The organism is Moraxella sp. RCAD0137, assembly GCF_002894025.1.
Classification (GTDB): Bacteria; Pseudomonadota; Gammaproteobacteria; order Pseudomonadales; family Moraxellaceae; genus Moraxella; species Moraxella porci.
The window spans coordinates 63,212-74,988 of sequence record NZ_LTCC01000007.1; the positions used below are offsets into that span (position 1 = coordinate 63,212).

Below are 11,777 nucleotides of genomic sequence, written 5' to 3' on the forward strand. Positions count from 1 at the left end.
GGATAATGATGATAAATTTAAGGTAAATCAATCACTTATAATACGCATTATCCGCGACGCTGTGGTCGGTGCTATCTACCACTTGGGTCAACTCAGGGATAGATTGCTTAAGCTGCACTTCCACACCTTGACGCAAGGTAACATCCACCGCCGAGCAGCCTTGGCAGCCACCGCCAAACTTCAAGACCGCTGTCAGACCTGCTTCATCTTCGATGACTTCAAGTAGCTCAACTGAGCCGCCATGACTGGCAAGATTTGGGTTGATTTCTGACTGTAGCACATAGTTGATGCGTTCTTCGATGCTGGCATTTTCGCCAACTTGTGGCACTTTTGAATTTGGCGCACGGAAAGTCAGCTGACCACCAAAACGGTCTTTATTATAATCAATCACCGCATCATGCAGATAAGGGATGCTTGGCGCATCAATATGAGCGGTGAATTTCTCATAGGCGATGTGCAAATCATCTTCATCCACCTCGTCAGGCTGGCAGTATGACATACAGCACTCTGCGCGTGGCGTGCCTGCGTGCTCAACAAAGATACGCACGCCGATACCTTCCACTTCTTGCTTGGCAAGCAGTTCAGCCAGATAATCTTGAGCGGACTCAGTGATTTTGATGTTACTACTTAATTCTGTCATAAAAAATTCTCTGTGAATGATACAAATACTTGTCCTATATGGTAACATACTCTAGATTAATCAAGAAATTTTTTGTGATTTTTGGATAAAATATGAGTGATGCTTTTGAATTTGATTATTTGGTATTTATTGGGCGATTTCAGCCATTTCACCAAGGTCATCGCCATGTGGTTGAGACAGCGCTACACTATGCCAAACAGGTCATCATTCTCATCGGCTCAGCCAATTCGCCACGCACTCCCAAAAATCCCTTTACCGTCAGCGAACGCACGGCGATGATTTTGGGCAGTTTTGAGCCTGATGACGCTGCACGCATCCGCTGTATTGGTATCCCTGATGCCACTTATAATGATAATAAATGGCTGATCGGTGTCCAAAAAGCCATCGCCAATGCCACCGCTACCACCTCTAATGCCAGTATCGCCATCATCGGACATGATAAGGATGAAAGCTCGTATTATCTTGGTCTGTTTCCACAGTATGGCAGTTTTATGGTGGATAATTATCAAGGACTGTCAGCAACACCCTTGCGAGCGGCATATTTTGGCGATGATGCCAAAGCACGTAGCGATGCCAGTGCTGTGCTGACGGATACGAGCCGAGCATTTTTGGATGCGTTCATTCATACGACGCATTATGCCAACCTCAAGCGAGAGTTTGACCACATCCAATCCTATCAAGCTGCATGGCGTGATGCGCCATATCCGCCAAGCTTCATCACTGCTGATGCCATCGTCGTACAATCGGGGCATATTTTATTGATCGAACGCGGTGGCGAATACGGTCGTGGACTGTATGCACTACCAGGGGGCTTTGTTGACCAAGGTGAAGATTTTTATCACGCCTGCGTACGCGAGCTGATCGAAGAGACCAGCATTGATATTGATCAAGCCATCTTAAAAAATAGCCTAATCACAAGCCAGCTGTTTGATGCACCAAAACGCTCTGCTCGCGCGCGTACGGTGACGATGGCGTATTATTTTGAATTGCCGAACAGTGCCGAATTGCCACAGGTGCGTGCCGCAGATGATGCCAGTCATGCCTTTTGGTTACCGTTATCACAACTGGATGCCAGTCAGATGTTCGAAGATCATTATGGCATGATTTGTCGCTTGCTTCGGATTTGATGGCCAAAGTGCTGGGCATGTCATCATGAAATTTCGCAAACGAGATTATCTGCTTGCACCGATTTATCTGTATCAAGCACATCAAATCAAGCGCACCGCCATCAGCCTGCCCGAGCCTGATGGTGAGCGGATCGGCACGACGACAGTTCAGTCAGCTGGTCAGTCGCTCAAACTGATGATTATCGGTGATTCAGCCGGTGCAGGTGTGGGCGTGGCGCACCAAGATGATGCTGCGCTTGGGCGAATTACCCATCACCTGTCAGCACATATAGTAGATTTGCCCTTTGGAACCATCGAGTGGCAGCTACACGCCACCACAGGTCATACCAGCCTAGATATATTAAAAAATCTACAAAATATCAATGATACCGCCATCGACTATGTCATCATCAGTGTCGGGGTTAATGATGTGGTAAAAAAGACAAGCGAGGCAGCATGGCGACAAGCGATTACATCGATGGTGCAGATGATCGATGCCAAATTTGGCGCAAGACAGGTGTACTTTTTAAGCTTACCACCGATGCAGCTGATGCCATCTTTGCCTTATCCGCTGAATCGCTTTTTGGGTTATCAGGCGAAGCGTCTGGATCGACTACTATATCAAAGCTGTGAGATGCTGCCCAAGGCGACTTATCTGGCAGATGAATTTGACAAGGCAGCACTAGATTCACACCAAATGTTCGCCAAAGACGGCTTTCACCCCAGTGCCATCACTTATAATATCTGGTCACGGACCATCGCCCAAGCCATCTATCAAGATCTGATGCGTGATCAACATCGATTCAGCCAAAGTGCACCAAGCCATCAAAACACCACTTCCACGCGGCTAAATAATGCCACATGATGGTCGCGATCTTCGGTTTTATTATTATAATAACTGACATCACCTTGTAAGAACAGCCAGTCACGCCACACAGGCTGACGATAGCTGACATAAGGGCCATAGGTGTTGAGATTTGGGTTTTTATCGACGATATTGCCGCCAGTATAAATGCCATAACTCAGCTCAGCGGTACCATGCTTGACTGGCATAGCATGCTGCTGAAATAGACTGCTACTCCAGTCGAGATCCTCCTGATCCTTGTGAGCATAATATAAATGTGAGCGGCTGACGATTTGCCGTGATTGTGACTGTGGCTGCACGAACTCCAGCGTCGTCAGCGCCGTATGCTCGCTCGATGAGCCATAGCGATACATCTGCTCAAAGCGCGCATGGATGTCATGGGACAGTTGCCAAGACTTATCATATTTGGCGCGCACAAACACATCATCGGATCGCACCCCTAAATCGACATCGATGCCCGCAGCACGGCGGAACTTCGACCATCTGAGCGCCAAAGATGAGTTATCCTCCCGCGCTTGGCGGCGGTCAAATCGGCGATCTTCGGCATTTGGCGTCGCCACACGGTCATCACTCATCACCCCGCCATCGCTTGGAATGTCATCCAAGCTGTCATCACCAAATACAATGCTCAAGCGGTTTTCGAGTGTCGGCAGTTTAATTTTGCCACGCACACGCGGTTTGACGGTCGTGCCATCGTATTCATTCCAAGTGGTATCCATCATCACACGCAGACTGGCACGCGCAGGCTCATTGGGATTGGTATCGCCAAACCACCCATCCATTCGATGCGCAGTTTTTTGGAGCCATCCCCTAAATTCTTGATGATTGGCATCAACCCACTCAAGCTGCTTGACATTCTCATCGGCTGCTTGTTCAGCCATCGCCTCTTTATTGGCTGTTTTAAATTGTAAGTCAGCATCGATTGACTGTGTCGCTGCCTGCGCCACATCCACAGCCGACCCATCTTCTGATGGCAAAGCATCTGGCGTCTGTGCCATCGCAGGCATGCCGATTAGCATCAAAATTGCCACTGTCACATCAAATCGCATCACGGTCTTCATTTTTTCTCCATTTATAAAAGCTGACTTTGCCACATATTTACCGCAAATCCAATAAACAGCCCTGATGCCGCCATCATCAGCGCACTGCCGAGCACTGGACGCTTGACAAATCGCTCAGCAAGCGCTTTGCCGGTATATACAAGAAGCATCAAATACAAAAAACTCACCGCCTGTAGAATCAATGCCAAAATCAAAAAACTCAGCCACGGCTTATCATAAGCAGGATCAACAAACTGCACAAAAAACGACAAAAAGAATAAAATCGCCTTTGGATTGGTCAAACTCAAAGTCAGCGAACGATAAAAATAATTCTGACGCGATGGGGTCTTGATGCCAAACTCTGCGCGGCGAATCTGATGGCGATTTTTAAAATTATAATAAGCGCCAATCAATAATCGTACGCCCAAATACGCCAGATAAGCACCGCCAATCAGCTTGATGGCATCAAACACAGCAGGATAGACTCTTAAAACAGTGCCAGCACCCAAGATGGTGGCCATCATCAAGATGCTATCTCCCACCAAAATCCCTGCCAGCGCACGCCAACCCGCCGCGCGCCCGTGTCCTGCAGATACCGACAGACAGTACAGGCTATTTGGACCAGGCAAGACAATGATGATCACCACCGCCAGCACATAAGTCCACAAATCTGTAATACCCAACATCTCAGCCACCATACAGCCCTCATTCATCGGCTCACTATACCCAATTTGGTCAAGTGTTGCAATATTTTGGTGAGTATTTGGCAACATTTTCATGTCGTCTGTCAATCGACCGACAAAAACCTAAAAATTTGACAATAAAAAAACACCCCAAAGCCGCACAGCTTTAGGGTGTATGAATCAATGACTTATTGAGCTTGAGCTTCTTGAAGTGCTTTCATTTGCGCTTCCATCATGGCTTGCTGCTCTTTTTGGATGGTGGCAGCATCAGCGACGCGCTGCAAATCGATGGTGAAAATCAGCACGCTGTTCGGGCCGATCTCAGCACCTGGCACGCCCTCTTCGCCATAAGCCAAGGCACTTGGAACATACAGTTCATATTTGCCGCCTTCTTTCATCAGCTGCAGACCCTCTGTCCAGCCTTTGATGACTTGGTTTAGCATGAATGGTACAGGCTGACCTTCTGATGAATCAAACACCGTGCCATCGATCAGCTTGCCTTCATAAGCGGCATATACGCCATCGTTCGCGGTTGGTGATTTGCCTGTGCCTTCGGTGATGACTTTATATTGTAGGCCTGATGCGGTGGTTTGAACGCCAGCTTTTTTGGCGTTGTCGGCCAAGAATTTCTCACCTTCAGCTTTATTGTTGGTGGCAGCTTCAGCTTGTTTTTGCTGCGCTTCTTCGCTCTTACGCTTCTCATAAGCCACACCCAGCGCCTGCACCTGCTCTTGGGTCAATGCGCTTTCGGCACCTGCATAGCCATCTTTAAAGGCTTTCATGTAGATGTCCAAATCTAGCTGATCTTCGATTTGTTTTAGGGTTTTGCCAGCGTCATAACCAAACACATAGCTGACTTTTTGGATCTCGGTGCTGCTGTCGGTGACGACGGTGGATTTCTCGCCTTCTTTCGGCTCTGCTGCCGTATTTTTATTACAGCCGACCAATGCCAATGCTGCGATGGTTGCTGCCAAAACTTGTTTTTTCATACAATTTCTCAATGTCGTGTGGGAGGAAGTCAGTGCGTCGTGATCGTGTGCATATCAGCAGATCGGTCATGACCGTCATCTTTGCCTTTGCTGCACTGACCACAAAGATTCGCCAATGATAGCAAAATTTTGGAGTTTTGACCACGAATATCCACTAAATTTGCTCGCAAGTTGTATTATTATTGTTAAGATTGTCAAAGCTTGTTTAATAAAGGCGGTGAAATGATGGATTTGGTGTTACAATCTTGCTGAAACTGGCGCGGTTGCCCATTTACTGTCACATGTGATGGATAAATTGCTCGCTGACTGTGATCCATGGCGCCAGTAATTTTGATTTTTTTCACTGCATTGACATTAGTCCATATCAATAAATCTGGGCGCTGTCTTACTGGGTTGTCCTAGGGCTGCTTGGCCTGTTAGGCATCTGCCATCGGTTTGACTTGGCACACTTAGGTATTTCATGCGACTGCCAAATGTCATATAATATCGGAGCATTTCATGGATTTTAACAGAATCGTGATTTTTAACCAAGGCCTAGAAGGACCGATTGGCTCGATCATCGGCGCCATCGCTATTTTTGTGTTGGGTTGGCTGGCTGCATTGGTGTTGGCGGCGCTGACTCGTAAGGCACTTGCTAAATTTAATGTCAATCAGCGCATGCAACGCTCAACTGGCAGCAATTATCAAGTCGATGACATCTTAGCAAAAATTGTTTTTTGGTTTGTGTTCGTCATTGGCATCTCAGGGGCGCTGAATCAGCTGAATCTTAACTCAATCTCGGTGCCGTTTGCCAACATGATTAATCAAGTTTTGCTATTCTTACCAAATCTTCTGGCGGCCATCGCTGTTGGTGTGATTGGCTGGGTGGTCGCAACCATCGCCAAAAATGCCGCTAACATGGCACTGAACAAAACCAATCTTGACGAAAAACTGTCTCAAGAAGCCGGTGTCAAGCCGCTAAGCAGCACGATTGCCGATGTCATTTATTGGTTCATTCTGCTGATCGTATTGACCATGGTGCTTGGTCGTCTGGGTCTGACAGGTCTGTTTACGCCGCTGACCAATATGATCGATAAGATTTTCGACTTTGTGCCGAATTTCTTGATGGCAGGCTTGGTGTTCTTTGTGGGCTTGATCGTCGCGCGCGTGGTTCGCGGCATCATTACCAATCTAGTTTCTGGATTAAACATTCAAAGTCTGGCCGCCAAAGCAGGTGTCAGCGAACAAAACAGCTTGCCAAACATTGCAGGCTCACTGGCGTTCTTGTTGATCATCGTGCCATTTACCATCGCTGCGCTTGATGCTCTAAAAATCGAAGCGATCTCGCGCCCTGCGACCAACATGCTGAACAAAATCATGGAGGCGCTGCCAAATATCTTCACCGCAGTGGCGATTTTGGTGGTGACTTATTTTGTGGTGCGCATGGTGGCCAATATCATCAAAGGACTGCTTGCCAGCACTCAGCTTGACAGCCTGCCTGCGCGCATCGGCTTACAAGGCGTGCTTGGCAGCAAGCAGCTGTCTGAAGTGGTGGCATGTGCCATCTTGTTCTTCGCCATGCTGTTTGCTGTGACCGCAGCAGCTGATATTCTAGGCTTTGAACAGATCCGCGATGTGGTGACGATGTTCATTCATTTTGCAGGTCAAATCATCCTAGGCGCTGTGATTTTGGCGATCGGCTTTTGGCTTGCCAATATCATTGCTGGCATCGTTGAGCGCTCTGAACAAGGCTCGCGCCTATTGGCAAACATCGTCCGCGTACTGATCATGGGTCTGGTGCTGGCGATGGGTCTGCGCGCGATGGGCATTGCTGATAGCATCGTCAACCTGGCCTTTGGTCTGACACTTGGTGCTGTGGCAGTGGCATTTGCCTTGGCATTTGGCATGGGTGGTCGTGAAGCGGCCGCGCGTCTGCTAAAGCGCATTCAGGATAAAGCTGAAAGCGAAGCGGACAACAAAGTCATCCTGCCTACCGACACCAAGCAAGCGGTAGAAGACAGCATTGAAGACAACACACCGCGCTTTTAATCGCTGTGTGTGATCTAAAAACGGCATCTGTGTGATGCCGTTTTTTGTGCTTAAAAAAACGACAAGCCATTCAGACTTGTCGTTTTATGATCAGTGACTTAACCACCAATCTTCTTATATTTCATACGCTTAGGGCCTGCATCCGCGCCAAGGGTCTTTTTGCGGTAGGCTTCGTACTCGGTGTAGTTGCCATCGTACCACACAGGACCTTCTTCTTCGAATGCTAGGATGTGTGTAGCGATACGGTCAAGGAACCAGCGGTCATGCGACACGACCATCACAGTACCTGGGAAGACTTGCACCGCATCTTCTAGCGCACGCAAGGTCTCGACATCAAGGTCGTTCGATGGCTCATCCAGTAAGATGACATTGGCGCCTTGCTTGAGTGTCTTGGCAAGCTGTAGGCGGTTACGCTCACCACCTGATAATTGACCGACACGTTTTTGCTGGTCTTGGCCTTTGAAGTTGAAGCGGCCGATATACGCACGGCTTGGCGTGGTGTACTCACCCACAGTGATCATATCAAGACCGTCCGAAACTTCTTCCCACACTGTCTTATTATCGTCTAGCTCATCACGCACCTGACCGACATAGGCGACTTTGACGCTCTCGCCCACTTCGACCGTACCAGTATCAGGCTTATCTTTGCCACAGATCATATTAAACAGCGTAGTTTTACCTGCACCATTTGGGCCGATGATACCGACGATTGCCATCGGTGGTACGGTGAATGATAGGTTTTCATACAGCAAGCGATCGCCAAATGATTTTGAGATGTTATTGACTTCAATCACTTTATTGCCTAGGCGTGGCCCTGGTGGAATATAGATTTCGGCGGTTTCGTTGCGTTGTTGGAATTCACGAGAGTTCATCTCTTCAAAACGCTCTAGACGAGACTTAGATTTGGCTTGCTGACCTTTTTGGTTCTTGCGTACCCATTCCAATTCTTGTTTCAACGCTTTGGCAAAGGCTTCTTCTTGCTTTTGCTCTTGCTCTAGGCGTTTGTTCTTTTGCTCTAGCCATTCGGTGTAGTTACCTTGGTATGGATAGCCATAGCCACGGTCCAACTCCAAAATCCACTCAGCGACATTGTCAAGGAAATATCGGTCGTGGGTGATCGCCACAATCGTACCTGAATAGTCTTTTAAGAAACGCTCAAGCCATGCCACCGATTCTGCATCCAAGTGGTTGGTTGGTTCGTCAAGCAGCAGCATATCAGGCTTAGACAGTAGCAAACGGCATAAGGCGACACGGCGTTTCTCGCCACCTGACAGCTTAGAGACATCAGCGTCCCATGGCGGTAGGCGAAGTGCATCCGCCGCTTTTTCAAGCTGAGTGTTTAGGTTGTGCGCATCCCATGCTTGGATGATATCTTCCATCTTGCCCTGCTCAGCAGCAAGCTTATCAAAGTCTGCATCAGGCTCAGCATATTCGGCATAAATTTGGTTCAGACGGTCAAGAGCATCCAGCGCTTCACGCACACCATCTTCGACATTTTCACGCACGGTTTTGTTCGGGTCTAGCTGTGGTTCTTGGGGTAGATAGCCGACCTTAATGCCTGCTTGCGGGCGCGCTTCACCGCTAAACTCAGTATCCACGCCTGCCATGATGCGTAGTAGCGTTGATTTACCCGCACCGTTTAGACCTAGGACACCGATTTTGGCACCTGGGAAAAACGACAGACTGATGTCTTTTAGGATTTCACGCTTTGGGGGAACAATTTTTGACACCTTGTTCATGGTGTAAATATATTGAGCCATAGTTTTCCTGTGGGGTTGAATGACAATAAAAGCTTAACTGGATATTATCGCATTGATACCCGATTTGGGCAAGGTATTTTGGCGATGCTCGGCATATTTTGGCTGCCAAATGGTGCTTTATTGCAATCCATGCGATCAACGGCTCTTATTTGGTGGACAAATTTGATATACTGCGCAGTTGGCAGATTATGCCACGGATATGGCCACGCATCATTGACAAATCACAGGGACTTTGCCAAAGATTTGGGCGAGACGCCAGTCTGTCAAAAGCCGCTGTCCGACGATGTCTGACCTTAAAAAGAGTTTGTATTATGAAAAAATCATGCGATCACGGGCAAGAAAACAGCAGCTTGCGTTATTTTTTAATTTGGCGATGGCATTTTTATGCTGGCATCGTAATCGCGCCTTTTTTGATGATTTTGGCACTAACTGGGCTTGCGATGATTTTGTTTGCCAATATCCAAGGCAAAGATGGCGAGCGCATTCATGTGCCAGTGCAGTCGGTGGTTCAACCGCTTTCACAGCAAGCCAAAGCCGCTTTGGATGTGGTGGACAAAGAACACGGCATGGTGCTGCAATACATCTCGCCACGCGCAGCCGACATGGTGGCGGTGTTTCGCGTCAATGATGGCGCAGGCAACTCAACCATGGTGGCGATCGACCCTTACACCGCACAAGTCGTCCAAACTTATCCGCGCAATCAAAACATGTATCATGTGATGGATGAAATCCACAGCGATTTATTGATGGGTAAAGTCGGCGATTATGTGCTGGAAACCACAGCCGCATTAACCGTATTGATGATTTTGACAGGGCTGTATTTGTGGTGGTGCTCGCGCAAGCGTCGTGTGGTGCACATGTTGTCCACAGGTAAATTGGGCGCAGGGCGGTCGTGGTGGCGCGGTTTTCATGGGGTGTTTGGGGTGTATGTGTCGGCAATGCTACTGGTATTTTGTATTTCGGGCATGGCTTGGGCGGGCATTTGGGGCGAAAAAGTGGTGCAAGCGTGGTCGCAATTTCCTGCGGGCAAATGGGGCGTTGCACCGAATCCAACTTCTACTTTACCCACGCATGGCGATTTAAATGACGGTAAAACCAAAGAAATTCCGTGGGTGTTAGAATTGACGCCCATGCCTGTTTCAGGCAGTACTTTGGGCGAAAAAGGGATCTCGTCCGATGTACCGATGGCGCTTGAGACGGTGGACAGATTTGTCCGCGAAAAAGGATTTGACGGTCGCTACCACATTTATTTGCCAAAAACAGACACCGGCGTATGGACAATCAACCAAGATTCCATGAGTTACGACAGCCCCAATCCAACCGCTGACCGCACCATGCACATTGACCGTTATAGTGGCAATGTGTTGGCGGATATTCGGTTTGAGGATTACAACTGGTTTGGCAAATTGATGGCGATAGGCACAGCCTTTCACATGGGAACGATGGGCTCATGGTCGGTGGCGTTGAATGTCGTATTTTGTTTGCTGGTGATTTATTTGTGTGTGAGCGGCTATGTGATGTGGTGGAGGCGCCGTCCGCGTGGTGTGGGTGTGTATCCGCCAGCGCAAGGGCGTGAATTGCCCAATTGGAAAACGGCGATGATTGTATTATTGCTGGTGGCGTGTGTGTTTCCAACGGCTGCGGTGGCGATTATGGCGATGGCGCTCTTGGATTGGCTGCTGGTGTCGCGAGTGGCGGTATTGAAAAAGTGGCTAAAATAAACAGCCGATCTGATGAATACTGCCTTGTGCGTGATGATTCTGTGCTTGTGCGTCAAAAAAATGAGCTGACATCAATACCAGCTCATTTTTAACAATCAAAACAGCTTAGAGTGTGAATGGATGGTTGTAAGTTGCATTAAGATTTGCTCGCCGCCGTAAAACGCTTGTGTAAATGCGCTTGATTTTCCACATCATCACTGATAGCGATCGCCAAATCCGCGACACTAATACCAGCAGGGACATCGCCATTCATCAGCAAATTATCATCACCCAGACGATATTCACCTGTACGCTCTTCGCTATAGTCACCTGTCACACCAAGCAATGCAGGCGGTGAAATAAATGCCCAATTGACATCACGGCGGTCTTTTAGGTCATTTAATAGATTGCGTACTGAGTTTGCGCCATCAAAAATTTCTTTTGGAAAATCAGGCGTATCAATCAGCTGCACATTGGGTGCGACAAACAGACTGCCTGCACCGCCCACAACCAATAAATACGGCACATTTGCGACTTTACTAGCGTCCACAATCGCAGTTGCCCCACGGGTAAAATCCGCACCGATATTTGGGTTTGTCCAGCCTGGATTAAAGGCACTCACCACCGCATCAAAGCCTTGTAATTGCTCAGCAAAATTCGGTGATAATACATCAGCATTAACAGCTGTTACATTGTCTGCCTGTACGACTTTTTCTACATTGCGTGCAAAAGCGGTAACTTGATGACCACGGCTTGCCAATTCTTTGACCACTGCCTGACCCACATAACCTGTCGCACCGATGACTGCAAATTTTTTCCTTGAATTGTCAAACCAAGTGCAACGTTTTTTTGAAGTAAACTTCATAAGGTGTTTTCCAACCTAAACATTTACGTGGTCGTAAATTCAGTTTATTGATCACCTGTTGAATATCAACTTCGCTCCACTGATTGATGTCTTGGTGCTTC

Annotated in this window: 11 protein-coding genes and 1 pseudogene; 4 read left to right on the forward strand and 8 right to left on the reverse strand. The window is 48.0% G+C overall.

Annotation, left to right across the window (positions count from 1 at the left end):
- Positions 1–31: 31 nt before the first annotated feature.
- Positions 32–640: a Fe-S biogenesis protein NfuA gene (gene nfuA, locus AZ602_RS06325; protein WP_103034208.1), complete on the reverse strand. Its 609-nt coding sequence runs from the start codon at positions 638–640 to the stop codon at positions 32–34.
- A gap of 92 nt (positions 641–732) precedes the next feature.
- On the opposite strand from nfuA, the gene AZ602_RS06330 reads away from it, so the two are divergent.
- Positions 733–1,767 carry a bifunctional nicotinamide-nucleotide adenylyltransferase/Nudix hydroxylase gene (locus AZ602_RS06330; protein ID WP_103034209.1) on the forward strand — a complete coding sequence of 345 codons (1,035 nt, stop codon included), beginning with the start codon at positions 733–735 and terminating at the stop codon, positions 1,765–1,767.
- A 25-nt stretch (positions 1,768–1,792) separates the two neighbouring features.
- A complete protein-coding gene (locus AZ602_RS06335; protein WP_103034210.1) occupies positions 1,793–2,611 on the forward strand; it encodes an SGNH/GDSL hydrolase family protein in 819 nt (272 codons plus the stop codon).
- Here AZ602_RS06335 and AZ602_RS06340 read toward each other — a convergent pair.
- From AZ602_RS06340 to AZ602_RS10305, 4 genes are all read right to left on the reverse strand, one after another.
- Positions 2,572–3,672: a hypothetical protein gene (locus tag AZ602_RS06340; RefSeq protein ID WP_103034211.1), complete on the reverse strand. Its 1,101-nt coding sequence runs from the start codon at positions 3,670–3,672 to the stop codon at positions 2,572–2,574. The genes AZ602_RS06335 and AZ602_RS06340 overlap by 40 nt on opposite strands.
- An 11-nt stretch (positions 3,673–3,683) precedes the next feature.
- Positions 3,684–4,430 carry a leucine efflux protein LeuE gene (gene leuE / locus AZ602_RS06345; RefSeq protein WP_255409082.1) on the reverse strand — a complete coding sequence of 249 codons (747 nt, stop codon included), beginning with the start codon at positions 4,428–4,430 and terminating at the stop codon, positions 3,684–3,686.
- Positions 4,431–4,522: 92 nt separating this feature from the next.
- The gene (locus AZ602_RS06350) at positions 4,523–5,323 is read right to left on the reverse strand and encodes an FKBP-type peptidyl-prolyl cis-trans isomerase (RefSeq protein ID WP_078317456.1); all 801 of its coding nucleotides are present in this window, start codon (positions 5,321–5,323) and stop codon (positions 4,523–4,525) included.
- A gap of 354 nt (positions 5,324–5,677) precedes the next feature.
- Complete coding sequence (locus AZ602_RS10305) at positions 5,678–5,803, reverse strand: hypothetical protein (protein WP_255409083.1); 126 nt, start codon at positions 5,801–5,803, stop codon at positions 5,678–5,680.
- Between the two features lie 18 nt (positions 5,804–5,821).
- Between AZ602_RS10305 and AZ602_RS06355 the strand changes: the two genes are divergently transcribed.
- Positions 5,822–7,351: a mechanosensitive ion channel gene (locus AZ602_RS06355; protein WP_103034212.1), complete on the forward strand. Its 1,530-nt coding sequence runs from the start codon at positions 5,822–5,824 to the stop codon at positions 7,349–7,351.
- A 98-nt stretch (positions 7,352–7,449) separates the two neighbouring features.
- On the opposite strand, the gene ettA is transcribed toward AZ602_RS06355, so the two are convergent.
- Positions 7,450–9,111, reverse strand: a complete 1,662-nt coding sequence (gene ettA / locus AZ602_RS06360) for an energy-dependent translational throttle protein EttA (RefSeq protein WP_103034213.1) — start codon at positions 9,109–9,111, stop codon at positions 7,450–7,452.
- 311 nt (positions 9,112–9,422) lie between these two features.
- On the opposite strand from ettA, the gene AZ602_RS06365 reads away from it, so the two are divergent.
- The gene (locus AZ602_RS06365) at positions 9,423–10,832 is read left to right on the forward strand and encodes a PepSY domain-containing protein (protein WP_103034214.1); all 1,410 of its coding nucleotides are present in this window, start codon (positions 9,423–9,425) and stop codon (positions 10,830–10,832) included.
- A 136-nt stretch (positions 10,833–10,968) separates the two neighbouring features.
- Here the strand turns inward: AZ602_RS06365 and AZ602_RS06370 are convergent, their stop codons facing one another.
- Both AZ602_RS06370 and AZ602_RS06375 read right to left on the reverse strand, forming a co-directional pair.
- A complete protein-coding gene (locus AZ602_RS06370; protein ID WP_103034215.1) occupies positions 10,969–11,676 on the reverse strand; it encodes an NAD(P)-dependent oxidoreductase in 708 nt (235 codons plus the stop codon).
- Positions 11,639–11,777 (reverse strand): annotated as a pseudogene (locus AZ602_RS06375) (IS30 family transposase); the annotation flags it as partial. The pseudogene AZ602_RS06375 and the gene AZ602_RS06370, both read right to left, overlap by 38 nt.

Excerpts from the sequence above, each read along its gene's own strand:
- nfuA (WP_103034208.1), bottom strand. The coding sequence starts at position 640 with ATGACAGAATTAAGTAGTAACATCAAAATCACTGAGTCCGCTCAAGAT.
- AZ602_RS06330 (WP_103034209.1), top strand. The coding sequence starts at position 733 with ATGAGTGATGCTTTTGAATTTGATTATTTGGTATTTATTGGGCGATTT.
- AZ602_RS06335 (WP_103034210.1), top strand. The coding sequence starts at position 1,793 with ATGAAATTTCGCAAACGAGATTATCTGCTTGCACCGATTTATCTGTAT.
- AZ602_RS06340 (WP_103034211.1), bottom strand. The coding sequence starts at position 3,672 with ATGAAGACCGTGATGCGATTTGATGTGACAGTGGCAATTTTGATGCTA.
- leuE (WP_255409082.1), bottom strand. The coding sequence starts at position 4,430 with ATGAAAATGTTGCCAAATACTCACCAAAATATTGCAACACTTGACCAA.
- AZ602_RS06350 (WP_078317456.1), bottom strand. The coding sequence starts at position 5,323 with ATGAAAAAACAAGTTTTGGCAGCAACCATCGCAGCATTGGCATTGGTC.
- AZ602_RS10305 (WP_255409083.1), bottom strand. The coding sequence starts at position 5,803 with ATGACATTTGGCAGTCGCATGAAATACCTAAGTGTGCCAAGTCAAACC.
- AZ602_RS06355 (WP_103034212.1), top strand. The coding sequence starts at position 5,822 with ATGGATTTTAACAGAATCGTGATTTTTAACCAAGGCCTAGAAGGACCG.
- ettA (WP_103034213.1), bottom strand. The coding sequence starts at position 9,111 with ATGGCTCAATATATTTACACCATGAACAAGGTGTCAAAAATTGTTCCC.
- AZ602_RS06365 (WP_103034214.1), top strand. The coding sequence starts at position 9,423 with ATGAAAAAATCATGCGATCACGGGCAAGAAAACAGCAGCTTGCGTTAT.
- AZ602_RS06370 (WP_103034215.1), bottom strand. The coding sequence starts at position 11,676 with ATGAAGTTTACTTCAAAAAAACGTTGCACTTGGTTTGACAATTCAAGG.